Source organism: Burkholderia sp. SRS-25 (assembly GCF_004343765.1).
Lineage (GTDB): Bacteria > Pseudomonadota > Gammaproteobacteria > Burkholderiales > Burkholderiaceae > Burkholderia > Burkholderia contaminans.
This window is the reverse complement of sequence record NZ_PTXM01000002.1, coordinates 269839-295061: the sequence shown is the minus strand read 5'-3', so window position 1 is coordinate 295061 and position 25223 is coordinate 269839. Positions and strand designations below refer to the sequence as shown.

Below are 25223 nucleotides of genomic sequence, written 5' to 3'. Positions count from 1 at the left end.
AAACCATCGACTGGCGCGTGGACGTGCGCGTCCTGTCATCGTGACATGATGACGCGCGATAATCTCGCTGAGGTCGTCAGGTCGCGCAGCAAGCTGGCCGGCTGCGATGCAGCTTGCATTGCGAAAGGTACGAAAAGCTCACCGCGACGCAACCCGCTGCGACGGCCAGCGCCTTTCAACGTCAATTCAAACCGGATCATGCACTCGAGACATTCCGCGATTCTCGTCGCGCTCACCGCTGCCGCGCTGTTCGGCGCCGCGACACCGCTCGCCAAGGGGCTGATCGGCGCGATGTCGCCGTTCATGGTCGCCGGCCTCTTCTATCTCGGCAGCGGCGTCGGGCTCGGTATCGGGATCCTCCTTCGCCGCCTGCACAACCGTCGTGCACCGACCGCAGATGCTGCGCCGCTGCAGCGTGCAGACCTGCCGTGGCTGGCCGGCGCGATTGCGGCAGGCGGGGTGGCCGGCCCGGCGCTGCTGATGCTCGGGCTGTCGAGCACGCCAGCAGCGACGAGCGCGTTGATGCTCAATCTCGAGGGCGTGCTGACGGCTGTCATCGCGTGGGTCGTGTTTCGTGAGAACGTGGATTCGCAGGTGTTCCTCGGGATGGTCGCGATCGTCGCCGGCGGTACGCTGCTGTCGTGGACGCCGGGCCACGCAGGCGTGCCGGTCGGCGCGTTGTTGATCGTCGGCGCATGCCTGTGCTGGGCGGTCGACAACAACCTGACCCGCAAGGTGGCCGCAAACGACGCGATGGTCATCGCGTGCGCGAAGGGGCTGATCGCCGGACCCGTGAACATCGGCATCGCGCTGGCGACCGGCGCGACGCTGCCGGCTGTCCCGGTCACGGCTGCCGCGATGCTGACGGGGCTCGGCGGCTACGGAATCAGCCTCGTGCTGTTCGTCGTCGCACTGCGCCATCTCGGCAGCGCGCGCACGGGCGCGTATTTCTCGATCGCGCCGCTGTTCGGCGTCGTGCTGTCGCTGCTGATCTGGCCGGCGCTGCCGCCCGCGACGTTCTGGATCGCTGCAGTGCTGATGGCGCTCGGCATCTGGCTGCACGTTCGTGAACGGCATGAACACACGCATACGCACGAGCCGCTCGAGCACACGCATCGTCATCGGCACGACGAACATCACCAGCATGCGCACGATTTCGCGTACGACGGCACCGAACCGCACTCGCATCCGCACGTGCATTTGCCGATCACGCACAGCCATGCACATTTTCCGGACATTCATCACCGGCACCGGCATTGACCGCGTCATGAACTGCAGGCGATGCGGTTCACAAGGTAACCGTTTATGGGGCGTGCGTCGCATCGTGCACGCATCTGTTTGCAGCGTCGCCCGAGCGCGACCGCAGCAGCGGGTGCGAGCCTGGTCTTCGGTCTGGATCAACCGGATCAGCGAGCCGTCCGGATCGATCAGTGCACCGACCGTGCCGTCCCAGGCTTCGCGATTCGAATGGGCAGCCCGGCCGCCGCGGTGGTTATCGCACGTGAGGAAAGCAGAAGCCGAAATCCTCGCAGTCCGGGCACCCGGGGGCGGGGCCTGGCGGCACGTCAAGCGAGGCGGCCACTTCCTGTGCGAGGAATTTCTTCCAGCGCAGATGAGCGACGTTGCGCGCGGCAAGCGCGGGGAAATAGCGATCGAGCATCGCGGATACCGCGTCGCGGCCGTCGAGCCCGAGATCGCGCCACAGATGATCGGGGCGCAAGCAGGCGTGCGCGATGATCGATGCGAGACAAGCGGTGTCGTCGCGGTCGGCGGCGGGATTCGCGTCGTCCATCAGCCGCGTATGCAGCGTTGTGACGAAGGCCGCGTGAGTGGATGGCAGCATTGCCATCACGGCCGTTGGCACGAGCGCTGGGACATCGGCGGCAGGCAGGTGCGGAAACTGCCGCGTCAGCAGGCCGGCCAGCTGCGGATGAGACAGGCCGAGCAGCCAGAGTTCATTGCGGCGCGCGCGTGCCGCAACGAGTGCGCAGAACAGGCGTGCGTCGGGTGTGTCGGCACTGGCCGCGGCGGACAGCAACGACTGCAGCGCCCGTTGCCGAGCGGGATCGGACACGGTTGTCATCGCACGCATCCGGCCGGCAGCCGCACGGCGCGATTCATGTGAATGCGCGGTGCCGAACGGATCGCCATCGCGATCGTCATGCGTTCACTCGACGCCGACGATCACGCTCGATGCCTTGAAGATCGCGGACGCAGCCGTGCCGCTCGCGAGGCCGAGGCGATCGACGCTGTCGTTGGTGACGATCGCGACGATCTCGGCGCCGCCCGCGGCCTTGATCACGACTTCCGAATTGACCGCGCCTTTCGCGACCGACGAAACGGTGCCTGCGACGCAGTTGCGGGCCGACACCTTGCTGCTGTCCACGTCGACCATCACGATCACCGACGAAGCCTTCACGAGCGCGAATGCCTTCGAGCCGGCCGCGAGGCCCAGCGAAGCCACGCTGCCGTGGGTGATCACGGCGACGATGTCGAGGCCGCCCTGTGTGCGGAGCGTGATTTCGTCGTTGACGGCACCGGCCTTGACGGCGCTGACCTGGCCGGGGAAATGGTTGCGGGCGCTGGTTCGCATGATGGATCTCCGGGTGGATGCCGCTGGGAGTTCGGCGGCGAGAGATGAATGGAAATGCATCGGCCAGTGTAACGTCAACGTGGGTGTTCGTCGTCCTTCCGGCGCTATGGCGCGAATCAGGAAAGCCTGCCGCCACCGAGCGTTTCGCCAGGTGCCCGTGGTGCACTGAAGATGACGGCGCTGCCGTGACTACTTGCTGGTCGCGGGTGTCGCGGCGGCGCGTGTGGCGTCGGGACGGGCTTCCGGTGCGGCCGTCGTACCGTCCGATTCCCACCCGCCGCCGAGCGAGAGGAAGAGTCGAACCTGGTCGGTCGCGACCTGGCCTTCGGCTGCCGCCACCTGCGCCTGCGCGCTCGTCAGCGTGCGCGTTGCATCGAGATCGGAGATGAACGACTCGCGGCCGGCCAGATAGAGGCGATGCGTTTCGTCGGCGGAATTGCGTGCCGATTCATACGCCGTGCGCAGCGCTTCCGTGCGCTGCACGTCGGCCGCATAGGTCGCGAGGCTCGACTGTGTTTCGCGCAGCGCGTTCAGCACGACGCCGTCGAAGTGCGCGAGCGCGCCACCGGTCGCGGCTTCGGCCTCGCGCACGCGTGCACGCTGGCCGTTGACCGGGAACGACCAGCTGATCAGCGGGCCGAACGACCAGCGATTCGTCGTGGACGAGAACAGATCCGCGGCGACACCGACCGAGCCGGCCGACGCGCCGATGCTGATCGACGGGTACAGCGCGGCGGTTGCCACACCGATCCGCGCGGTCGCGGCCGCGAGTTGCCGCTCGGCCGCGCGCACGTCGGGGCGGCGGCGCAGCAGCGCGGCACCGTCGCCGATCGGAATCGGCTGGCGCAGCTTCGGCAGGCGCTCGCATTCGGCGACGGCCTTCGGCAGGTCGGCGGGCGAGCGCGCGAGCAGCGCGGCGAGCTGGTATTGCGCGACCTTGCGGCGGCCTTCGAAGCGCGGGATATCGGCGGCGAGGGTGCGCACCTGCGTCACGCCGCGCGTCACGTCGGTCTGGTTGCCGCGCCCGGCATCGCGCAGCCGCTGCGACAGCGAGACGCGCTGCTTCTGCAGCGCGAGCGACTGCTTCGCGACAGCCAGCTCGTCGCCGGCCGAGCACGATTCGACGTACGCACGCACGACGTCGGCGACGACCGTGATGCGCGCCAGGTCGCCGGCCGCCTGGACGGCCTCGCTGTCCGCGCGCGCGGCTTCGACGCCGCGCCGCAGCTTGCCGAACAGGTCGATCTCGTACGACACGTTGATGCCGACCGCACCTTCGTTGACGACCGGCAGCTTGTTCTCGAGCAGATATTGCTCGGCCGATTCCTGGGCGCGCTGCACGCCGGCTTCCGCGCCGCCCGCGAAGCCGCCCTGCTGGCTCGCGACTTCGAGCGCCGCGCGCGAGCGCGCGAGGTTGGCCGCGGCGACGCGCAGGTCGGTGTTCGACTTCAGTGCGTCGCGCACGAGCGCGTCGAGCACGAGATCGTCGTAGAGCTGCCACCAGTTGCCGGGCACGGTGTCGCGCGACACGAGCGTGCCGTTCGCATCGTCGAGCGCATGGTTCGCGAGCGGCGCATTCACGTACGCCTGCTGCGGCAGCGTGTAATCGGGGCCGACGGACTTGCACGCGCCGAGTGCGAGCGCAAGCGGCGCGAGCGTCGCGGCGAGGCGCAGACCGTGGCGCTTCATTGCGATGCTCCTGCTGCGCCGGCGGCCGTGCCGGAAGCCGTCGATACCGGTGTGACGGCCGACGCGCCGGTCGCCGGTTTCGCGTTGTCTTTGCGGCGCGTATCGGCTTCGCGCATCGAGACGGTCGCGGTACGACCCGCGATCATCCGGAAATCGTCGGGCACTTCGTCGAGCACGACGCGCACCGGCACGCGCTGCGCGAGCCGCACCCAGCTGAATGCCGGGTTCACGTTCGGCAGCAGGTTCGCGCCCTGCGTGCGGTCGCGATCCTCGATCGCGGCGACGATGCTCTGCACGTGGCCGCGCAGCGCACGCGGCTCGCCCATCACGATGATGTCGACCGGCTGGCCGATGTGGATGCCGCGCAGCTTGGTTTCCTCGAAGTAGCCGTCGACGCGGAACGAATTGCGGTCGACGACCGACAGCACCGCGCGGCCGGCCGGCACGTATTCGCCGACGCGCGGCGCGCGGTCGTTCAGGTAGCCGTCTACGGGACTGACGATCGTCGTGCGCTGCAGGTTCAGCTTCGCGGTGTCGAGCGACACCTGCGCATCGGCGACGGCGGCTTCACCCTGTTCGACGCGCGTGCGGCTTTCCTCGACCTGTTCGCTCGCGACCAGGTTGCCGAGCTGCAGGTTGCGGGCGTACTCGCGCTTCGCCTGGGCGAGCGTCGCGCGGCGCTGCGCGAGCGTGGCTTCGGCGAGCCGTTCCGCGAGCGTGTAGCGGGCCTGGTCGATCACGAACAGCACCTGGCCGCGCTTGACCTCCTGGTTGTCGGCGACCTGCACGGACGTGATGAGGCCCGCCACGTCCGGCGCGACCTGGATCACGTCGGCGCGCACGTGACCGTCGCGGGTCCACGGCGAGAACATGTAGTAGTTGACGATGCGCCACAGCACGATGGCAGCCACGACGACGACGATCAGGGTGAGCAGGATCTGCCCTGCCGAGAGCCATTTTTTTTTCACGTTAGGTAGCCACGAGATGGTGGGAAACGATGACGACGGCGGCCAACACGAATACGTAGATGCCGAGGTCGAAGATCGAACGGTGCCAGACGAGGCGGTAGAAGCCGACGCGCTCGAGCACGGCGCGCACGACGATGTTGATCAGGTAGGCGATCAGCATCAGCACGAGCGGGGCCGGCACGAATACGCCGAAGATGTCGATTTCGCCGATCATGGTTGCGGTCGGAAGGACGGATGGGAAAGCGGGATCATGCGCGTGCTCCGTCCGGCGCCCGCGGCGGTTGCCCGGCCGCGGCCGGATACAGCGACAGGCGCAGGCCGACGAGCGCGTGCAGCGTGTCGCGCAACCGGCGATGCGTGGCGGGCGTGGCCGGTACGGCGGGCGCCGTGCCGTTTTCCGCCGGTGCGGCACCCGGCAGGTTGCGGCCCGCGACTCGGTGCAGCGCGTCGTCGATCGTCGCGAGCAGCGCGGGCGGCGCCGGCTGGCGCGCGTTCGCGGCGACGCAGCGTTCGTAGTGGTCGGTGACGCCGGCCAGCACGCGATCGATCGCATCGGGCACGTCGCCGGACAGCCGGCGGCGCGAGCGGCGCAGGTCGAGCGCATTGAGCGCGATGCGCAGGTCGCGGAAGCTTTCGATCGACGGGTGGCGATGATCGTCGGACGCGCCGAGGCGCGGCAGCAGATGCGTGACGCGGTCGAGCATCCGCGATGCGTGGTTGCGCTGGTCGTCGAGCGGTTGCGTCGACGCGGAGCGGGCGACATCTTCCCAGCCCGAGCGCAGCAGGCGCCGCACCGCGAGTTCCGCGCCGAACGGCCGTGTCGCACGCGTCCATACATACGCGAACAACAACCCGGCGACGCCCGCGAGGTTGCTGTTCAGGAACACGAAGAAGTCGGCGTCGTACGCACCCTGGATGCTGATGAAGGTGGCCGTGTTCACGGCGACGAGCATCGTCACCATGTTGAACTGCGGGCGCGGCAGCAGCGTGCCGATCAGGATGAACGGGCCCGCGAACATCACGACGAGCATCGCGAAATCGTGCACGTGCGGCAGCACGACGAACAGGTACAGGCCCGCGAACACGACGCTCGCGGTCGTCGCGAGGAAGAACTTGAACACCAGCGGCGCCGGCTCGTCGAGCGCGGCGAAGAAGCTGCACGACACGGCCACGAGCGTGACGGCCGCGGCGCCGTCGTGCCAGCCGGACGCGATCCACAGCCAGCTCGCGAACACGATCGCGGCGGCGACGGTCAGCGTCGAGAACAGCATCATCCCGCGATCGAAGAAACGTTCGGTGCCGCCGAGCCGCCAGTGCCGGTAGCGCGGCTGCCAGACGCCCGCTTCGTTGCCGATCAACGCGCGCAGCGAGCGGCAGTCCTGCCAGATGTCGATGACCTGGCGCAGCCGCCACAGCGCGTTCGACAACAGCGCGCCGTCCCAGCTCGCGAGCGCCTCGTCGGCCGGTTGCAGCGCGGCGATGCGTTCGCGCAGGCGGTCCGCGACAGGGTCGTCGGCCATGTCGCCATCGGCGCCGGCACGGACGGCCGGCAGCGGCGCGTCGAACCACTTCGCGGCATCGGCAAGCAACGCGTCGAGCCCGGCCGGCCGGATGTGCAGGTCGCGCATCAGCGCGATCAACGGATCGGCGAGCGACGACATCAGCGGCAGGAACAACTGCATCCGGCCCGCGAGGGCTTGCGCGCGCGCGAGGATGCGCGGGTGCGCATGGTCATAGCTCAGCTGGCTCAGCAGGAATTCGAGGCCCGTGATGGTCGCCGCGAGGCGTTGCCGGCACGCGGACAGCGCGTTGCCGGCGATATGCCCGGACAGCGTCTCGCGGCCGTAGAACGCGGCGTCCTTGAACCACGCGTCGGTGCGCTCGATCAGCGTCGGCGCGAGCCGGTTCGGGAAGATCGCGCTGCCCACCACGCTCGCGCACACGATGCCGAGCACGATCTCCTCGGTGCGCGCGATCGCGACGTCGAACACGGTGGACGGATCGGTGACGATCGGCAGCGCGATCAGCGGCATCGTATAGCCGGCGAGCATGAACACGTAGCTGCGCGCGGTGCGGTCGGAGATCGCGAGGTAGAGCAGCGTGCCGCACCAGGCGGCGACGATGATCGCGAACAGCAGCGGCGTCTCGACGAACGGCGGCACGAAGAAGATCGCGGCGGCCGCGCCGAGCGCGGTGCCGAGCGCACGATACAGCGCCTTGGAGCGCGTCGCGCCGACGAACGGGTTCGACACGATGTAGACGCTTGCCATCGCCCAGTACGGGCGCGGCAACTGGAAATACAGGCCGAGATACAGCGCCAGCATCGACGCGGCGAACGTCTTGCCCGAGAAGAGCCAGTCGCGAAGGCTCGGATAGGTCATGACTTGGCGTCGCCGGCGTGGGAGGTGCGCGCGGCGGGCGTGTGCGACTCGAAGGCATTGAACGCGTCGAGCACGCGCAGCGTCGCTTCGAGATCGGCGCGTGTGACGCCCTTGAGCACCTGCGCGCGCAGCACGCGCAGGTCTTCCTCCATCTTCGCGGTGACCGCGCGGCCGGCGGCCGTCAGCGAAATCGTTTTCGCGCGGCGGTCGTGCGGATCCTCGTCGCGGCGCGCGAGGCCCGCCGCGCACAGCTGATCGAGCAGGCGCACGAGCGATGGCCCTTCGATGCCGACGTATTCGGCGAGCGTGCCTTGTCGCACGCCTTCGCCGAGGCGCCCGGTGATCAGCAGCGGTGTCGCGCAGGCCTCGGACACGTTGTACGCGGTCAGCACGCCGTCACTGGTGCGGCGCCACTTGCGCGCGGACAGCACCAGCAGGCTGCTGACGGCGAGGCGGAGGTCGTGCAGATTGGTCATGGGCGAGATGATAGGGGCAAATTAATTCGATAGCAAACTATCGTTTTTATTACCCGGATGACATGCCGCACGCGGTTCGGCCCGCCCGTTTGAAGCAATTTAGGCGGCGTGCCGGGGATGGTCAAGCCGTAAGGTTTTGGCGGCACAGGAGGTGCGATCGGCGGCCGCGATCGAATGATCAGACGAAAGTGGTCCGGCAGGCCACTCGGCAGGTCAGGCAGGTTCGAAGGCGGGGTTCGGGAAATCCGGCTTCGCGAAACGGCGTGCGGCGTGCATATTGAGGCCGTTGCAAGCCTCCCGGAGAATCCGCACGTGACCACTTCATCCCCGCAGCCTCCCGTCCCGACGTCGCTCGATGCGTGGCTCGGCAAGACCGAAACGCTCGGCGACGACATCACCGCGTTCCCGCTGAACGCGCTGGCCGCCACGCTCGACCGCCCGTCGCCCGGCGACGTCGTGCCGCCGATGTGGCACTGGCTCTATTTCCTGCCCGTCGCGCCAATGGCCGAAGTCGGCCCCGATGGCCACCCGAAGCGCGGGGGCTTCCTGCCGCCCGTGCCGTTGCCGCGCCGCATGTGGGCCGGCGGCCGCCTGACGTTCCATGCGCCGCTGCGCACGGGCCGGCGCGCGACGCGCGAATCGACGATCGAGAACATCGAGGACAAGACGGGCCGCAGCGGCCGGCTCGTCTTCGTGACGGTGCAGCACCGGATCGAGTGCGACGGTGCGTTGTGCGTCGAGGAAGAGCACGACATCGTCTATCGCGATGCGCCGCAGCCGGGCTCGCCGGCGCCGAAGCCGGTCGCGGCGCCGGGAGGCGAGACGTGGTCGCGCACGGTCGCGGCCGACGCCGTGATGCTGTTCCGCTATTCGGCGCTGACTTTCAACGGTCACCGCATCCACTACGACCGCAGCTACGTGACGCAGGAGGAGGGCTATCCGGGGCTCGTCGTGCACGGCCCGCTGATCGCGACGCTGCTCGTCGATCTCGTGCATCGCGAACGGCCCGACGCGACGCTCGCGAGCTTCGCGTTCCGCGCGGTGCGCCCGACGTTCGACGGGGAGCCGTTCACGCTGTGCGGCAAGCCGTCGGATGATGGCCAGACGATCGAGCTGTGGGCGAAGGATCGCGACGGCTGGCTGACGATGCAGGCCACCGCGACGTTTGCGTGACGGGCTCCGTGCCGGTCATCCGCGCGCGGCAGGATCCGTATGCGGGTGACCGCTGTCGCACGCGGCAAGCCGGCCGGACGCGCACTCGGCCAGCCCCGACGTGCGTCGCCAAACCCCTGTAAGCTGCTGGCAGGTCGCGTGCCGTTCGCCGGACCCGGCGATGCGCGGCCGGCCCGTCCCCCTTCCACGCAGCGCATCAGGAGCACGCATCTTGGCCACCTACATCGTGTTTACACGTGAAAGCATGCAGGACCAGCAGGAATTCGACCTCTACCAGAGCAAGGTCGGCGCAACGCTCGCCGGGCATCCGGTGAAAGTGCTCGCAGCCTACGGGCCGCAGGAAACGCTCGAAGGCGAAGGCCCGGAAGGCGTCGTGATCGTCGAGTTCCCGTCGAAGGAAGCCGCGCACGCGTGGTATCACGGCCCGGAATACCAGGCCGTCGCCCAGCACCGCTTCAAGGGCGCGCGCTATCGCGCCGTGCTGGTCGAAGGCGTCTGAACGACGTGCATCGGGCGTGTCCGGCGGCGCGCCGCGACGCCGGACACCCGGCCTTCGATCTTCATCCGATGTGTGCCTGCAACGCACGCAGCCAATACGACACCGCGACCGCGCCGCCGTCCGGCGTGCCGATCGCGCGTTCGCCGAGATAGCTCGCGCGCCCGGCGCGCGGCGTCATGCCTGCCGTTTCCTGCGCGCCGCGCTCGGCGGCTTCGACTGCCGCGGCCCACGCGCTCGCGGGATCGCGATCGTTGTCGAGCGCACGCTCGAATGCCGCGACGGCCGGGACCAGCGCATCGAGCATCGTGCGGTCGCCGGCGTGCGCGCCGCCGAGTTCGCTGATCGAATCCACCGCGCCGCGGAACGCCGCGGCCCAGTCACGCGCCGACGGCTCGGCGATATCGGCCAGCCGGCGCGCTGCGCGCAGCAGTGCGGTTGCATAGAACGGCCCTGAGCTGCCGGCGATCGCGCGGCGCAACGCGGCGCCGAGCGCCGAGAGTGCGCCGGCCGGCGTGCCATACGCGGCTTCCGGCAACGCGAGGATCGCCTGCGCGGCGCGCAGCATGCTCGCGCCGAGATCGCCGTCGCCGGCCGCCGCATCGAGGTCCGTCAGCGTCTGCTCGTGATCGATCAGCGTTTGCGCGACCGCGTGCAGCGCCGGTTGCAGGCGCGCGGCCCACGCGCGGCCGGCCGCATCGAGCGGCGGCAACGGGGCTTCCGGCACAGCGGCCGAGGCCACGCGGATCTGCGTATTCACCGCGCCGCCGCCTGGCCATGCGCGCGCCTGCGTCGGCGCGTCGAGCAGCACCGCGCGTTCGTCGTTCAGCCGCAGCACCGAGATCGAGCAACCGGGCATGTTCAGCGCCGACAGGAACGTGCCGGCCCACGCGCGTGCGACGACGATGCCGCGCCGGTGCAGGTTGTCGTGCGCGGCGCGCAGCACGATCGCGAGTTCCATGTCCGGCGTCGCGCCGAGGCCGTTGACGAACAGCGCGACGCGCTCGCCGCGGTCGAGCACGAGATCGGCGGCGATGCTCGACAGCAGCGTGTCGACCAGCGCATCGACCGGCAGCGGCGCGCGGCGTTCGACGCCTTTCTCGCCATGGATGCCGAGACCGAGTTCGATCTCGTGATCGGCGAGGCTGAAGCCCGACTTGTCGGCGCCCGGGATCGTGCAGCCGTCGAGCGCGACGCCCATCGTGCCGAGTTCGGCCGCCGCGTCGCGCGCGATCGCCGCGACGCGGGCGAGCGGCAGCCCGCGCGCGGCGGCCGCGCCGGCGAGCTTGTGGATCAGCACGGTGCCGGCGATCCCGCGCCGCTGGCCGCGCTCGACGCGGCCGCGCAGCGACACGTCGTCGGCAACGATGACGGTCTCGACCGGAATGCCTTCGGCGCGCGCGAGTTCGGCGGCGAGCCCGAAATTGAGCCGGTCGCCCGTGTAGTTCTTCACGATCAGCAACGCGCCGTTCGGGCCGGCGCTGGCGCGGATCGCGGCGAGCACGGCGTCGGTGGACGGCGACGTGAACACTTCGCCGCAGACGGCCGCGCTCAGCATCCCTTCGCCGACGTAACCGCCGTGCGCGGGCTCGTGGCCGCTGCCGCCGCCGGACAGCACGGCGACGGGACGCTGCGCGGGCTCGGGCAGCGGCTGGCGGACGAGCACCTGCTCGTCGCCGAGGATCGCGACATGCGGCGACTGCCGTGCGATGCCTTCCAGCATTTCTCTCACGACGTCGGACGGGCGGTTGACAAGCTTTTTCATGGCGACGGGTTCCGGACGGGTGAACGAGGCTCGGCCGGGCCTACACGGGCGCCGGACGGCCGTTCGTGTTGCGGAGGATCATGCGGGCGCGCTGTCGCCGAGGGCAGGCGGTCATGTCATGGATGAACTACTGCAGGGGCGAAGCGACACGCACGCTTCGCGCCACGATACATCAGGTTTGAACGTTGATGCGCGGATCACAGCGCGATCGCGCCGGAGCGGGGCAACGGCGGCGCCCCCATACGCGGCTACTTCACCGCCGCAATTTCCTTCGCGCGAATCAGCCGTGCGCGCAGCACGTTGCGGCTGATGCCGAGCAGCCGCGCGGCCTGGATCTGGTTGCGGTGGCTGAATTCGAACGCGACGCGCATCACGGTGTCCTCGATGCGTTCGAACAGGTTGCCGTGATCCTCGTCGAACAGGTCGCGCAGCGCGCGTTCGAGTGCGGCCTGCGCGCCGGCGGCCGGGTCGGGTTCCTGCTCCGGCGCGCGCACGGCTGCCGTCGGCACGCCGGGTGACGCGATATGCAGATCGGCCTCCTGCAGCGAATCGTGACGACTCACGAGCAGCGCGTGATGGATCACGTTCTCGAGTTCGCGGATATTGCCGGGCCAGCCGTGTGCCTCGAGCCGGCGCTCGGCACGCGGGTCGATGCTGCGCGGCCCGTAACCGAGGCGGCTCCTGTAGTCGTCGAAGAAGTGGCGCGCGAGCGGCAGGATGTCGCCCGGACGCTCGCGCAGCGTCGGCACCGCGAGCTGCACGACGTTGAGCCGGTAGAACAGGTCGCCGCGAAACTGCCCGTTCGCGACGGCCTGCTGCAGGTCCACGTTGGTCGCGGCAACCACGCGCACGTCGATCGGCACGCCGGTGCGCGAACCGAGCCGCACGACCTCGCGCTCCTGCAGCACGCGCAGCAGCTTGACCTGCATCGATAGCGGCAGGTCGCCGATCTCGTCGAGAAAAAGCGTGCCGCCGTTCGCGGCTTCGAACCAGCCGGGCTTCGCGCTGAACGCGCCGGTAAACGCGCCTTTCTCGTGGCCGAACAGCTCGCTCTCGACGAGCGTCTCGGAGAAGGCGCCGCAATTCACCGCGATGAACGGCCCGTTGCTGCGGCGGCTGAGGCCATGCACATGGCGCGCGATCAGTTCCTTGCCGGTGCCGGTCTCGCCGACGATCAGCACGTTCGCGTCGCTCGGCGCGACCAGGCGAATCCGGTCGAGCAACGCGACCGAGCGCGGATCGACGAACACCTGCGCGCGGGCACGAATGGATGTCGCCAGCGCGGGCCGGTCGGGCAGCGTGAGGACGGGCGCGGCGTCGGGCCACGCATCGGAAGGAGTGTGGTTCACGAGTAGAAGCCCGGCGTCGGATAGGTTCGCTTGAGCGCCCATTCGCCGATCTCGCGAATCTTGTACGCGAGCGGGTCGTGGAGCGTGTGGGTGCGCAGGTTGCGCCAGTGCCGGTCGAGCCGCAGCGCGCCGTGCGTCGCGCGGGCACCGGCGACGTCGAACATGCGCGTGCAGAGATCGAGCCCGGTGCGCGCGGCCGACACTTTCGCGGCTGCCGTGGCGAGCGCGGCCTGGCCGCGCTCCGCATGGGTGAGCGCCGCATCGCGCGACCATGCGGCGTCGAGCCGGTCCGCCGCGCGGTCGGCGAGCACGCGCGCGGCCTCGAGCCCGACCCAGAATTCGCCGTACTGGCCGAGGATGTACGGATCGTCGCCGGTGCTTGCGACCTGCGCGCCGGGCCACGGCCGTGCCTCGTGCAGCGTGTAGTGCCGCGCGTCGTTGAACGCGGCTTCGGCGATGCCGAGATACACGTTCGTCAGCACGAGCTGCGCGACGAGCGGGCGCAGGCACGCGAACGGCGTCGACAGCGGGCCGGGATCCGTCAGCAGTTCGTGATCCTCGACGCGCACTTTCTCGAACGTGACCGTGCCGCTGTCGGTCTGGCGCTGGCCGATGTTGTTCCAGTCGTCGGCGATCGAGATGCCGCTGCGCTGCGTCGGCACGGCCGCGATCAGGAACGCGCGAGTCTGCGCATCGTGCGCGGACGCGATCAGCATCTGTGAATCGAGCGCCCCCGAGCAAAAGCTCTTCTGGCCGCTGAATTCATGCCATGCGCCGCGCGAGCGGCTGACCGTGCGCGCGTCGAGCGGGTTCAGTGCATTGCCCCAGAACCACTGCTGGCGCGCGGTGCGCTCGAACCACGATTCCCACTGCGCGGGCGCGCCGAACAACCGCACCGTTGCGAGCATCAGGTGATGGAAGCCGAACACGTGCGCGAGCGAACTGTCGGCCGCCGCGAGCACGCGGACGACGTCGAGTGTCGTGCGCCAGCTCGCGCCGAGGCCACCGTAAGCGGCAGGGATGCTCAGCGCGAGCAGGCCGCTGTCGCGCAGTTGATCGCGCTCGGCCTTCGGCGTGCCGCCCTGCTGGTCGCGCTCGGCCGCGGTGCGTGCAAAGCCGGCCGCCAGGCGCTCGGCGGTTTGCAGCGCGTCTGGGGGCATCGGTTCGTCGCGGGATGGCGCGACGACGCGCAGGCCTTCCGCGCGGGGCGATACGGAAATGGATGTCATGGCGGTGAAGGCGTCGGGTTGCTGCACGCGTGCGGTCAGGTCACACAGGGCGCTGCTGACCGGGTGCTGCGTGATCAGCAGAGTGTTCAACGTTTTGCGCAACGCCGGAAACATCGATTTGTGATAACCAATGCGGGATTGCTGCGCTGGACGCAGCCGCACGTCGCGATGTCGCGCGGTGCAGCGATCCGCGGCACGCAAGGTGACGATGCAACAGCCATGCCGACGCTGCTGCAAGGATGCGACGCGCCGCGCCGGCACATGAATGCGGAAAGTGGACGCCAACGCATGTCGAAGGGTGCCGCGCGCGTGCCGGAATCCGTGCCGAAACGGAAAAGCGCACCTGCTGCACACCGTGCTGCTGATCACGCAGCAGTCCATCAGCAGCGCTGTTTCCCCGAGTTCATCGCGCTGCGGAATATGGTTGTGATGCCGTCGCGGGCACGCTTATCAACGTGCGGTGAACAACCGGGACGCCACGACAGGCCGGTGAGCGCGATGCATTTCGTCATGCAGACGATTGCTTTCCCGGTCGATCATCGAAATGGCACGCTCCTTGCTGACCCATGACGTGACGGGGGCGTCGGCACCCGAATCGACAATGGGAATGCAATCGATGAGCAATGCAATCAACGTGGTCGCGATATCGGGCGGCCTGCAGCGGCCGTCGCGCACGCTGGCGCTGACCGACGCGATCGTCGCGGCGCTCGGCGCCGCGCTGCCGATCGAAACACGGCTGATCGAACTCGGCGAGATCGGCGGCCGGCTGGCCGGTGCGCTGACGCGCGCGCAGGTGCCGGCCGAGCTCGAGGCGCAGATCCGCGCGATCGAGACGGCCGATGCGCTCGTCGTCGCGAGCCCGGTGTATCGCGCGTCGTACACGGGCCTCTTCAAGCACCTGTTCGACCTCGTGCATCACGAAGCGCTGATCGACGTGCCCGTGCTGCTCGCGGCCACCGGCGGCAGCGAGCGTCATGCGCTCGTGATCGACCATCAGCTCCGTCCGCTGTTCAGTTTCTTCCAGGCCCGCACGCTGCCGATCGGCGTGTACGCGTCCGAAAGCGATTTCGACCAGTACCAGATCACGAACCCGGCGTTGCGCGCGCGTATCGCGCTCGCCGTCGATCGCGCGGTGCCGCAATTGCGCCCGCCGCATGCGCTTTCCGTCGCGGCCGCGTAGGCCGCCTGCGCTTTCTCTTCCGACCAGGACACACTCATGAGCCATACCGACCCTTCCGCCGACGGCGTCAAGTTCGCCTACTGGGTGCCGAACGTCAGCGGCGGCCTCGTCGTCAGCACGATCGAGCAGCGCACCGACTGGAGCCTCGAATACAACCAGCAGCTCGCGCGCACGGCCGAGGCGGCCGGCTTCGACTACGCGCTGAGCCAGATCCGCTTCACGGCCGGCTACGGCGCCGAATACCAGCACGAGTCGGTGTCGTTCAGCCAGGCGCTGCTGCATGCGACGACGAAGCTCAAGGTGCTCGCCGCAATCCTGCCGGGGCCGTGGCATCCGGCCGTGGTCGCGAAGCAGCTCGCGACGATCGACCACATCTCGAACGGGCGCATCGCGATCAACGTCGTGAGCGGCTGGTTCAAGGGCGAATTCACCGCGATCGGCGAGCCGTGGCTCGAGCATGACGAACGCTATCGGCGTTCGAAGGAGTTCATCCAGGCGCTGAAGGGCATCTGGACGCAGGACAACTTCACGTTCAAGGGCGACTTCTACCGCTTCAACGACTACACGCTGAGCCCTAAGCCGGTGCAGAAGCCGCATCCGGAGATCTTCCAGGGCGGCAGCTCGCGTGCGGCGCGCGACAATGCGGCGAGCGTGTCGGACTGGTACTTCACGAACGGCAATACGCCGGAGAACCTGAAGACGCAGATCGACGACATCCGCGCGAAGGCGGCGGCGAACAATCATCGCGTTCGCATCGGCGTCAATGCGTTCGTGATCGCGCGCGATACGGAGGAAGAGGCGAAGGCCGTGCTCGACGACATCATCCGGCACGCGCACGTCGAGGCCGTGCATGCGTTCGGCGATGCGGTGAAGCAGGCCGGCAAGGCATCGCCTGAAGGCGAGGGCAACTGGGCGAAGTCGACGTTCGAGGATCTCGTGCAGTACAACGATGGCTTCCGCACGAACCTGATCGGCACGCCGCAGCAGATCGCCGAACGCATCGTCGCGCTGAAGGCGATCGGCGTCGACCTCGTGCTCGCGGGGTTCCTGCATTTCATCGAGGAAGTCGAGTACTTCGGCCAGCGCGTGCTGCCGCTCGTGCGCGAACTCGAGGCGCAGCGGCAGGCGGTTGCCGCGTAATGCGGAGGCCGGTGTGCGGCGGGCATCATGCATGCCGCGCACGGGCCGTCCGAACGGATGACGCCGAGCGCTCTTGCGCGTCATCCAGGTTCGACGTTTCGGATATCGAAACAGGAGGCCGGCGGAGGCTTCGCGGCACCGCCGGCCGGTTCATGAGTTTTGCCGGAAATCACATGTCCACGGAAATCATCGAAGAAAACGTGCAACCGCAAGCGGGCGCCACGCCCGTTCTCGTGATCGGCTCGGATGCCGAGGCACTCGACGTCGCGCACCAGGAGGTCGCGGCACGACTCGCCGAGCACGCCGCGTTGCGCGACCGCGGGCGGAAGCTGCCGTTCGACGAGATCGAGCTGTTCTCGTCGAGCGGCCCGTGGGGCATTACCGTGCCGCGCGAGTACGGCGGCGCGGATCGTCTATAGGTTCGGGCGCGTCGACGGGCACGCGCACGAGCGGAATGCGACGCCCCACGTCGCGGTGGCGCTGATCACGGTGCCGGCGCTGGCCACCGCACTGGTGTTCACCGCGCGCGGCACCGCGCTGCTCGATTCGTATGGCTATCTCAATTCGATCGCGACGTACGGCTGGCTGCTTGCATACGTGCTGGTGGCGAACGGCGCGCCGCTCTACTTGCACCGGCAGCGCCGGCCGCGTGCGCGGCATGTGGTGATCAGCGTCGTGGCGGTCTTGCTGCTCGCGATTCCGCTGGCCGGCAGCGTGTATCCGGTGCCGGGGGGCGTCTATGCGTGGCTGCCGTATGTGTTCGTCGCACTGCTGGCGATCGGGCTCGGGTGGTTCCTGGTGCTGCGCGTCCGGTTCCCGGGGCGGTTGCGCGAGCTGGAGGCCGAGTTGCTGACGAAGTGACCGAGCCGCACCGACGGAGGGTTTCCTGCATGACGGCCGGTGGGCGACGTTGCCGGCCGGCCGTTTCCTTTTCAGTTCAGGGGCACGCTTGCGGCCGTCAAGCCCCGCCCGCCATCTTCGCCGCATCGACCACCATCTGCACGCCGAGCCCGCCAAGAATGAGCCCCATCGCCCAGCGCTGCGCGAGCAGCAGCGTCGGGCGCCCGTGCAGGAACGTCGCGATGCTGCTCGAACAAATCGCCACCAGCCCGTTCGCGGACGCGAACGCGACAATCAGCAGCGAACCGAGAAACAGCGATTGCCCGAGCACGCTGCCGTTCCGATAGTCGATGAACTGCGGCAGCAACGAAATGAACAGCATCGCGAGCTTCGGGTTCAGCACGCTGGTCGTCGCGCCCATCGCGAGCAGCCGAAGGGGGCGCTCTCTCGGCAATGCCTGCACCTCGAACGGCGAGCGGCCACCGGGCCTGACAGCCTGCCACGCGAGATACAGCAGATACGCCGCACCAACCACGGCCAGCCCGCTGCCGGCATAGGGCACGCTCATGAACAGCGTCGTGATCCCGAACGCCGCACCGAACATGTAGAACAGGTAGCCGATCATCACGCCGCCGAGTGAAATGAGCCCTGCCGTGCGTCCCTGCGCGATCGAGCGCGACATCACGTAGACCATGTTCGGCCCCGGCGTGACCGCGAGCATGCCGCCGATGACGAGAAATCCGTAGAGCGATCCGGACGTATGCATGTCTGATGATTCCTGCGACGAGTAAGGGCCGACGGGATTCATTGTCCGATCGTGGAGGAGAACAGTAAAACGGGATAAACTGAATCGATTGATCAGGTTTTCTGAAGACGATGAAAAAGCTCGACCTCGATGTGCTCGCGATGGTGGTGGCCGTGGCGGAATCCGGATCCTTTGCGCAGGGCGCGCAGGCCGTGCACCGGTCGCCGTCGGCGGTGAGCATGCAGATCAAGGCGCTGGAAGACGCGCTCGGCAAGCCGCTCTTCATCCGCGACACGCGCAACGTGACGCCGACCGGCGACGGCGCGATGCTCGCCGAATACGGCCGCCGGATGCTGGCGATGCGCGACGAGGCATGGGCGTCGGTCGTGCGCCCGGAGGTCCGCGGCCGCGTGACGATCGGCGTGCCCGACGATTACATTTCGTCGTTGCTGCCGCAGGTGCTCGGCAAGTTCGCCGCGATGCATCCGCGCGTGGAAATACGCGTGATCGGCCAGCCGAGCAGCGCGCTCGTGCCGATGCTGAAGGACAACACGGTCGACCTCGCGTGCCTCACGCGGATCAAGGGGGTGACCGGCGAGCTGATCCGGCTCGAACCGCTCGTCTGGGTCGGGTCGCCGAAGCGCAACGTGTGGGAAGAGCGGCCGCTGCCGGTGGCCTTTTTCACGCACGGCGGCAGCATGGCGCGCGATCACGCGGTCAAGGCGCTGAACCGGCGGAAGATCCCGTACCGGATGTCGTACGAGAGCCCGAGCCACCTCGGCCTGCTCAGCATGGTGGAGGCGGGGCTCGCGGTCGCGCCGCTGGCGCGCTGCTGCATTCCCGATCACCTCGTGCAGCTGTCGGAAAGCCACGGGCTGCCGCCGCTCGGGGAAATGGAGGTCGTGCTCGCGCGCAGCGCGCAGTCCGCGCGCCCGCCGTGCGACTACCTGGCCGAGCAGATTCTCGGCGAATGGCGCACCTGAGCGGCCCGCCGCCGGCCGCGTTTCAGCAGGATTTCAGTAGCCATTCGCGGAACGCGACGAGCGACGGCAGCGTCTCGTTCCCCGGCGGGTAGACGAGGTAGTAGCTGCGCTGGCTGGTGATCGCGTCGCCGATCGACACGAGCTCGTGACGGCTCAGCTCGTCTTCCACCAGCACCTTCGGCACCAGCCCGATCCCCATCCCGGCCCGCACTGCCTGGATCAGGTGCGACGTCAGCTCGAAGCTCGGGCCGATGCGCATCTGCCGATGGTCGAGCCGATAGTGCGAAAACCATTCCGCCCACGCCTGCTGGTTGCTCGTCACGCCGAGCAGCGTCTGCTTCGCGGCCCACGCCGGTGTGCGTGCGTCGGCCTTGCGGCGGCTTGCGCTGCCCGAGTCCGGCGGCGCGATCGCGATCAGGAACTCGTTGTACAGCCGGTGAGCGTGCAGGCCCGGCCAGTCGCCCGCGCCGACGGTGATGGCCGCATCGAGGTCGTCGTTGAGGAAATCGATGGCGCCGATCCGCGAATGGAGGTGCACGGTCACGCCCGGATGCGCGGCGTAGAAGTCGTGCAGGTGCGGCAACAGCCATTTCGAGCCGAAGGTGGGCAGCGTCGCGAGCCGCAGCGTGCCGGCGCCCGCCTGGTGCGACATCGCCTGCAGCGTCGCGCCGCGGATGCGCCCCAGTGCGCCGCTCAGCTCGACGAAATAGCGGCGCCCGACTTCCGTCAGCTTCACCGAGCGGCCCTCGCGCCGGAACAGCGACACGCCGAGCTGATCCTCCAGCGTCTGGACCTGGCGGCTGATCGCGCTCTGGCTCAGCGACAGCTCCTCGGCCGCGCGCGTGTAGCTTTCATGCCGCGCGGCGGCCTCGAACACCAGCAGCAGCGACATCGACGGGGTGAGGCGACGGTAATTCATGAGTTTTATGCAATATTCGCCGGAGCAGAATTCGTTTGTCCATCACGAAATATCCAAAGATACTGGAATTCCCGGTCGCGTGGAAACTTGCTAAAAAATCATGTTTCGGCCACGCGAGCCGGCCGGTTCCACCCACACTGCCGCTTTTACCCATGTCGATCGCCCCGTTGCCCCGTCCCGCCAGCCCGCCCGCGCATGCATACCGTGACTTTCTCGCCGCGCTGCAGGCCGCCGGATTCGCCGGGGAAATCCGCGCGGACCATGCGAACCGGACGGTGCAGGCCACCGACAATTCGATCTACCAGCGCCTGCCGCAAGCGGTGATCTGCCCCGCGCATGCGGACGACGTCCGGCTGCTGGCGCGGCTGCTCGCCGAGCCCGCGCATCGCGACGTCGCGGTGGCCGCGCGCGGCGGCGGCACGGGCACCAACGGGCAGTCGCTGACCGACGGCGTGGTGGTCGACCTGTCGCGCAACATGAACCGGATCCTCGAAATCGACGTCGAGCAGCGCTGGGTGCGCGTGCAGGCGGGCGTCGTCAAGGATCAGCTCAATGCGGCGCTGAAGCCGCACGGGCTGTTCTTCGCGCCGGAACTGTCGACGTCGAACCGCGCGACCGTCGGCGGGATGATCAACACCGACGCGAGCGGGCAGGGCAGCTGCACGTACGGCAAGACGCGTGACCACGTGCTCGAGCTCGATTTCGTGCTGATGGGCGGCGAGCAGCTGCACAGCAGCGCGCTCGCGGACGACGAGCTCGAGCGCCGCTGCGCGCGCGAGGACCGCATCGGCAAGGTCTACCGCACCGCGCGACGCATCAGCGACGACAAGGCGGCGCTGATCGAAGCGAAGTTTCCGAAGCTCAACCGCTGCCTGACCGGCTACGACCTCGCGCATCTGCGCGAACCCGACGGCCGCTTCAACCTGAACAGCGTGCTGTGCGGCGCCGAAGGCTCGCTCGGCTTCGTCGTCGAAGCGAAGCTCAACGTGCTGCCGATCCCGAAGTATTCGGTGCTGGTGAACGTGCGCTACGCGGGCTTCATGGACGCGCTGCGCGATGCCCGCGCGCTGCTCGCGCATCAGCCGCTGTCGATCGAAACGGTCGACTCGAAGGTGCTGATGCTGGCGATGAAGGATTTCGTGTGGAGCAGCGTGGCCGAGTATTTCCCGCAGGACGACGCCCGGCCGACGCTCGGCATCAACCTGATCGAATTCAGCGGCGACGATGCGCAGGACGTCGATGCGCGCGTGAGCGCGTTCGTCGATCATCTGCGTAGCGACAAGAGCGTGGAGCGCCTGGGCCACACGCTCGCGGCCGGCGACGACGCGGTGAAGCGCGTGTATGCGATGCGCAAGCGCGCGGTCGGCCTGCTCGGCAACGTGCAGGGCGAGGCGCGCCCGCAGCCGTTCGTCGAGGATACCGCCGTGCCGCCCGAGAACCTTCCCGCGTACATCGCCGAATTCCGCGCGCTGCTCGACGCCCACGGGCTGCAATACGGGATGTTCGGGCACGTCGATGCGGGCGTGCTGCACGTGCGGCCCGCGCTCGACATGAAGGACCCGAAGCAGGCGGCGCTGGTGCGGCCGGTGTCGGATGCGGTGGCCGAACTCACGCAGCGCCACGGCGGCCTGTTGTGGGGCGAGCACGGCAAGGGCGTGCGCTCCGAATATGCGCCGGCGTTCTTCGGTGAGCTGTATCCGTCGCTGCAGCAACTGAAGGCCGCGTTCGATCCGCACAACCAGTTCAACCCGGGCAAGATCGCGACGCCGCCGGACCACACGATGCGGCTGCTGAAAATCGACGAAGTGCCGACGCGCGGCGACCACGACCGGCAGATCGACGAGCGTGTGTGGCAGAGCTACGGCACCGCGATGCACTGCAACGGCAACGGCGCGTGCTACAACTTCGATCCGGACGACGCGATGTGCCCGTCGTGGAAGGCGACGCGCGAACGCGTGCAATCGCCGAAGGGGCGTGCGTCGCTGATGCGCGAATGGTTGCGCCTGCAAGGGCAGGCCGGCGTCGACGTCGTCGCGGCGGCGCGTGCGCGGCAGCCGTTCCTGGGCAGCGTTGCCACGCGCTGGCGCAACAGCCGCGCGGCGCGCAACGGCGAAGCCGATTTTTCGCACGAGGTGTACGACGCGATGGCCGGGTGCCTCGCGTGCAAGTCGTGCGCGGGGCAGTGCCCGGTGAAGGTGAACGTGCCGGAGTTTCGCTCGCGTTTCCTCGAGCTGTATCACCAGCGCTACCTGCGGCCGCTGCGCGACTACCTGATCGGCTCGCTCGAATTCACGATGCCGTGGATGGCGCGGGTGCCCGCGCTGTACAACGGGCTGATGCAGGCGGGATGGGTGCGCACGGTGCTGGAGCGGCACGTCGGCATGGTCGACAGCCCGCTGCTGAGCCGCTTCGATCTCGCGGCCGTGATCCGTCAATGGCGCGTGAAGCCGGCCGACCCGCGGGCGCTCGCCGCGCTGAGCGACGCGCAGCGCGCACGCAGCGTCGTCATCGTGCAGGACACCTTCACGCGCTATTTCGATACCGAGCAACTGGCGACGCTGATCGAACTGGCGGCGCGTGTGGGCTTTCAGGTGTGGCTCGCGCCGCTGGCGCCGAACGGCAAGGCGCTGCACGTGCAGGGCTTTCTGCGCGCGTTCGAGCAGGCCGCGATCCGCAATGCGACGCAGCTGGCCGCGCTGGCGCGCTCGGGCGTCGCGCTGGTCGGCCTCGATCCGGCGATGACGCTCACGTATCGGCAGGAATACCTGAAGGTGACGGGGCTCACCGACGTGCCGAAGGTCGCGCTACCGCAGGAATGGCTGCTGCAGGCGCTGCCGGAAGCCGGTACGGGAGCGGGTGCCGGCGTCGTGCCCGCGTCGTACCGGTTGCTGCCGCACTGCACCGAGAAGACCAACGCGCCCGACAGCGGCAAGCAATGGGCACAGGTGTTCGCGCGACGCGGGCTGCGGTTGCAGGTCCAGGCGACCGGGTGTTGCGGGATGTCGGGTACCTACGGGCACGAGGCGCGCAATCTCGCGACGTCGAAGACGATCTACGCGCAATCATGGGCGGCGCAGGTGGATGGGCAGGAGGACGAAGGCGAGGCGCTGGCGACCGGCTATTCGTGCCGCAGCCAGGTGAAGCGGATGTCGTCGAAGCAGGTGCGGCATCCGTTGCAGGCGCTGCTCGATCACGTGCGGGCGGTGGGGTGACGATTGGGCGTCGCGTGTCGCGTTGCCCGTGAGGTGACTTTCGATTCTGCGTCGAGCGGCAAGCCTCGTGCCGTTGTCGACGCATGCCGGTGCTCAGGCGTCGGCTTTCGCCGTTTTTCCGGAACGGGGTTTTTCCACCGCGGGAAACGCACCGCCGCCGCGCGGCCGTTTCGGTTCGATCCGCATCTGCCGGATCACGCGCCGGAAATCGATCTCGTGCGCCGCCATCGTGCCGATCAGTTTCGCGATGACCGCGAGGTGGGACGGGACCGTGCCCTTGCTCGAATAGTTCGTGATCGAGCTTTCGTTCATCCGGATCAGGCGGGCGAACTCTCGCGCCGTCAGCTGTGCCTTCTTCAACTCCTGTTGAAATTCCGCATACGCCATTGCACACATGATGCTTCGTCTCCGTGAATCAGAATTCGGCCCGCGAGGCGCCGGCGCCGACGGATGGCGTTCCCGTCGTGCCGGCGCCGCGGCGGGTTACATCTTCACCTGGTCGAGGAAGGTCTTCTTGCCGCTCTTGTAGCCGTAGATCGAGATGATCCCGTGCGTCAGGTCGCCCTTCGAGTCGAACGTCGTCGTGCCGATCACGCCTTCATACTTCGTCGACGGCATCGCCGCGAGGATCTTCGCCGGATCGGTCGAGTTCGCGCGCTTCATCGCGTCGACCGCGATGTAGACCGCGTCATACGCGAACGGCGCATCGAACTTGATGCCCTGGTTGAAGCGCTTCTGGTACTTTGCGAGGAAGTCCGCGCCGCCCGGCATCTTCTCGAGCGCCGCGCCTGCCTGCGAGCACAGCACGTTGTCGGCCGCCGGGCCGGCCAGTTCAGCCAGCGAGTCGGTGCACACGCCGTCGCCGGACAGGATCTTCGCGCGCAGGCCGAGCTGCTTCGCCTGCTTCGCGAGCGGGCCGCCGGTGGCGTCCATGCCGCCGTACATGATCGCGTCCGGGTTCTCGCCCTTGACCTTCGTCAGGATCGCGCGGAAGTCGACCGCCTTGTCGTTGGTCGCGTCGTGCGACAGCACCTTCAGGCCGAGCGCCTTCGCCTTCTTCTCGAACTCGTTCGCGAGGCCCTGGCCGTACGCGGTCGAATCGTCGATCACCGCGACGCTCTTCACGCCCTTCGCCTGCGCATAGCTCGCGAGCGCCGGGCCTTGCTGCGCGTCGGTCGCGACGACGCGGTAGGTCGTCTTGAAGCCTTGCTGCGTATAGGTGGGGTTCGTGGCCGACGGCGAGATCTGCACGATGCCCGCATCGCTGTAGATTTTCGACGCCGGGATCGACGTGCCCGAGTTCAGGTGGCCGATGACGGCAACGACCTTGTCGTCGACGAGCTTCTGCGCGACCTGCGTGGCCTGGCGCGGGTCGGCCGCGTCATCCTGCGCATCGAGTTGCAGCGTGATCTTCTTGCCGCCGATCGTGAGCCCCTTCGCATTGATTTCCTCGACCGCGAGGCGCGCACCGTTCTCGTTGTCCTTGCCGAGGTGCGAGATGCCGCCCGTCGTCGGTTCGACGCTGCCGATCTTGACGACCTGGTCGGCCATCGCGGTCGACGCGGCCGCGAACGAGGCGGCAGCCAGTGCGACGGTGATCAGGGGTTTGCAGCGCATGCCGACAGTGCTTCGTTCCATCTGCCATCTCCGAATTGAATTTTCTTGCTATTGACGTCTCGACCGTCCGACGGCGAGGTCGGGGCGATCGGACGAGTCTCCGTACCCGTCATGGGCTTCACTGCATCGCGTCGTGCTCCGCGATGTGCCGCCCGGGTGAGCGCGCGAATCGGGGCCTGATGCGATGCAATTCGTATGAATATATATGAAGCCGATTTTGCGCGCTGCAGCGAATCTCGTAGCGGGGCGTTCGCAGCAGGGCCAGTGCCTGAAATTCGAAGGCGCCGGATACCGGAAATCGTGCGCCGCGGCAGGCCGCAGGCTGCGATTCGCTGTCGACGGCCTTACGACTGCATCCATTATTCGGCCGGTGGCCAGGACGAAGCCATGGACACTGATGTGCGGTCAATCCGGAACTGTTCGGTCGATTTGTCTGCACAGTTTGGACGATTTCGATTGCGCATCCGG

General features: G+C 68.2%; 23 protein-coding genes and 1 pseudogene. 10 read left to right on the top strand and 14 right to left on the bottom strand.

Annotation, left to right across the window (positions count from 1 at the left end; all coding sequences use genetic code 11):
* Positions 1 to 198 precede the first annotated feature (198 nt).
* Positions 199 to 1260 (top strand): DMT family transporter, encoded by a 1062-nt coding sequence (locus C5O79_RS02180; protein WP_047853684.1) that lies wholly within the window; start codon positions 199 to 201, stop codon positions 1258 to 1260.
* A gap of 232 nt (positions 1261 to 1492) precedes the next feature.
* On the opposite strand, the gene C5O79_RS02170 is transcribed toward C5O79_RS02180, so the two are convergent.
* From C5O79_RS02170 to C5O79_RS02140, 7 genes are all read right to left on the bottom strand, one after another.
* Positions 1493 to 2083 (bottom strand): nitrogen fixation protein NifQ, encoded by a 591-nt coding sequence (locus tag C5O79_RS02170; protein WP_122479045.1) that lies wholly within the window; start codon positions 2081 to 2083, stop codon positions 1493 to 1495.
* An 84-nt stretch (positions 2084 to 2167) separates the two neighbouring features.
* Entirely contained in the window at positions 2168 to 2593 is a 426-nt protein-coding gene (locus C5O79_RS02165; RefSeq protein WP_122478401.1) for a TOBE domain-containing protein, read from the bottom strand.
* 189 nt (positions 2594 to 2782) lie between these two features.
* On the bottom strand, positions 2783 to 4282 hold the full coding sequence (locus tag C5O79_RS02160) for an efflux transporter outer membrane subunit (RefSeq protein WP_131931090.1): 1500 nt from the start codon (positions 4280 to 4282) through the stop codon (positions 2783 to 2785).
* On the bottom strand, positions 4279 to 5250 hold the full coding sequence (locus C5O79_RS02155; protein WP_131931088.1) for an HlyD family secretion protein: 972 nt from the start codon (positions 5248 to 5250) through the stop codon (positions 4279 to 4281). Before C5O79_RS02155 ends, C5O79_RS02160 begins: the two co-directional genes overlap by 4 nt.
* Position 5251: 1 nt before the next feature.
* Positions 5252 to 5464, bottom strand: a complete 213-nt coding sequence (locus C5O79_RS02150; protein WP_039369242.1) for a DUF1656 domain-containing protein — start codon at positions 5462 to 5464, stop codon at positions 5252 to 5254.
* Positions 5465 to 5498: 34 nt separating this feature from the next.
* Complete coding sequence (locus C5O79_RS02145; protein ID WP_131931086.1) at positions 5499 to 7631, bottom strand: FUSC family protein; 2133 nt, start codon at positions 7629 to 7631, stop codon at positions 5499 to 5501.
* Positions 7628 to 8107, bottom strand: coding sequence for a MarR family transcriptional regulator (locus C5O79_RS02140; protein ID WP_046547215.1), 480 nt, complete (start codon positions 8105 to 8107; stop codon positions 7628 to 7630). The genes C5O79_RS02145 and C5O79_RS02140 overlap by 4 nt, the downstream gene beginning before the upstream one ends.
* 312 nt (positions 8108 to 8419) lie before the next feature.
* Here C5O79_RS02140 and C5O79_RS02135 point away from each other — a divergent pair, with 312 nt between their 5' ends.
* Both C5O79_RS02135 and C5O79_RS02130 read left to right on the top strand, forming a co-directional pair.
* Complete coding sequence (locus C5O79_RS02135) at positions 8420 to 9280, top strand: MaoC family dehydratase N-terminal domain-containing protein (RefSeq protein ID WP_131931084.1); 861 nt, start codon at positions 8420 to 8422, stop codon at positions 9278 to 9280.
* 211 nt (positions 9281 to 9491) lie between these two features.
* Positions 9492 to 9779: a DUF1330 domain-containing protein gene (locus tag C5O79_RS02130; RefSeq protein ID WP_039369252.1), complete on the top strand. Its 288-nt coding sequence runs from the start codon at positions 9492 to 9494 to the stop codon at positions 9777 to 9779.
* A gap of 61 nt (positions 9780 to 9840) precedes the next feature.
* On the opposite strand, the gene C5O79_RS02125 is transcribed toward C5O79_RS02130, so the two are convergent.
* The 3 genes from C5O79_RS02125 to C5O79_RS02115 all read right to left on the bottom strand — a co-directional run bounded on the left by C5O79_RS02125 (position 9841) and on the right by C5O79_RS02115 (position 14050).
* On the bottom strand, positions 9841 to 11541 hold the full coding sequence (locus tag C5O79_RS02125) for a dihydroxyacetone kinase family protein (protein ID WP_131931082.1): 1701 nt from the start codon (positions 11539 to 11541) through the stop codon (positions 9841 to 9843).
* 248 nt (positions 11542 to 11789) lie between these two features.
* A complete protein-coding gene (locus C5O79_RS02120; RefSeq protein WP_046547211.1) occupies positions 11790 to 12890 on the bottom strand; it encodes a sigma 54-interacting transcriptional regulator in 1101 nt (366 codons plus the stop codon).
* Positions 12887 to 14050 carry an acyl-CoA dehydrogenase family protein gene (locus tag C5O79_RS02115; protein ID WP_131931080.1) on the bottom strand — a complete coding sequence of 388 codons (1164 nt, stop codon included), beginning with the start codon at positions 14048 to 14050 and terminating at the stop codon, positions 12887 to 12889. Before C5O79_RS02115 ends, C5O79_RS02120 begins: the two co-directional genes overlap by 4 nt.
* Here C5O79_RS02115 and C5O79_RS02110 point away from each other — a divergent pair.
* From C5O79_RS02110 to C5O79_RS02090, 5 genes and pseudogenes are all read left to right on the top strand, one after another.
* Positions 14030 to 14689, top strand: a complete 660-nt coding sequence (locus tag C5O79_RS02110; RefSeq protein WP_131931078.1) for a hypothetical protein — start codon at positions 14030 to 14032, stop codon at positions 14687 to 14689. The two genes, C5O79_RS02115 and C5O79_RS02110, sit on opposite strands and share 21 nt — an antisense overlap.
* A 46-nt stretch (positions 14690 to 14735) precedes the next feature.
* Positions 14736 to 15299 carry an FMN reductase gene (gene msuE, locus C5O79_RS02105; protein WP_122479039.1) on the top strand — a complete coding sequence of 188 codons (564 nt, stop codon included), beginning with the start codon at positions 14736 to 14738 and terminating at the stop codon, positions 15297 to 15299.
* 36 nt (positions 15300 to 15335) lie between these two features.
* Positions 15336 to 16439 carry a dimethylsulfone monooxygenase SfnG gene (sfnG, locus tag C5O79_RS02100; protein WP_122478387.1) on the top strand — a complete coding sequence of 368 codons (1104 nt, stop codon included), beginning with the start codon at positions 15336 to 15338 and terminating at the stop codon, positions 16437 to 16439.
* Between the two features lie 173 nt (positions 16440 to 16612).
* Positions 16613 to 16846, top strand: a pseudogene (locus tag C5O79_RS02095) (SfnB family sulfur acquisition oxidoreductase); the annotation flags it as partial.
* A 67-nt stretch (positions 16847 to 16913) separates the two neighbouring features.
* Positions 16914 to 17300 (top strand): hypothetical protein, encoded by a 387-nt coding sequence (locus C5O79_RS02090; RefSeq protein ID WP_122478385.1) that lies wholly within the window; start codon positions 16914 to 16916, stop codon positions 17298 to 17300.
* Between the two features lie 97 nt (positions 17301 to 17397).
* Here C5O79_RS02090 and C5O79_RS02085 read toward each other — a convergent pair whose 3' ends face one another.
* Positions 17398 to 18045 carry a LysE family translocator gene (locus tag C5O79_RS02085; protein WP_046547210.1) on the bottom strand — a complete coding sequence of 216 codons (648 nt, stop codon included), beginning with the start codon at positions 18043 to 18045 and terminating at the stop codon, positions 17398 to 17400.
* Between the two features lie 110 nt (positions 18046 to 18155).
* Between C5O79_RS02085 and C5O79_RS02080 the strand changes: the two genes are divergently transcribed.
* The gene (locus C5O79_RS02080) at positions 18156 to 19007 is read left to right on the top strand and encodes a LysR substrate-binding domain-containing protein (protein ID WP_124473698.1); all 852 of its coding nucleotides are present in this window, start codon (positions 18156 to 18158) and stop codon (positions 19005 to 19007) included.
* Between the two features lie 22 nt (positions 19008 to 19029).
* Here the strand turns inward: C5O79_RS02080 and C5O79_RS02075 are convergent, their stop codons facing one another.
* Complete coding sequence (locus C5O79_RS02075) at positions 19030 to 19926, bottom strand: LysR substrate-binding domain-containing protein (RefSeq protein ID WP_047853059.1); 897 nt, start codon at positions 19924 to 19926, stop codon at positions 19030 to 19032.
* A 152-nt stretch (positions 19927 to 20078) separates the two neighbouring features.
* Between C5O79_RS02075 and C5O79_RS02070 the strand changes: the two genes are divergently transcribed.
* The gene (locus C5O79_RS02070) at positions 20079 to 23138 is read left to right on the top strand and encodes an FAD-binding and (Fe-S)-binding domain-containing protein (RefSeq protein ID WP_131931077.1); all 3060 of its coding nucleotides are present in this window, start codon (positions 20079 to 20081) and stop codon (positions 23136 to 23138) included.
* Positions 23139 to 23231: 93 nt separating this feature from the next.
* Here C5O79_RS02070 and C5O79_RS02065 read toward each other — a convergent pair whose 3' ends face one another.
* Together C5O79_RS02065 and C5O79_RS02060 are read right to left on the bottom strand one after the other, a co-directional pair.
* A complete protein-coding gene (locus C5O79_RS02065; RefSeq protein ID WP_039364493.1) occupies positions 23232 to 23534 on the bottom strand; it encodes a DNA-binding protein in 303 nt (100 codons plus the stop codon).
* Positions 23535 to 23621: 87 nt separating this feature from the next.
* On the bottom strand, positions 23622 to 24776 hold the full coding sequence (locus C5O79_RS02060) for a branched-chain amino acid ABC transporter substrate-binding protein (protein ID WP_122478383.1): 1155 nt from the start codon (positions 24774 to 24776) through the stop codon (positions 23622 to 23624).
* Between the last annotated feature and the right edge of the window lie 447 nt (positions 24777 to 25223).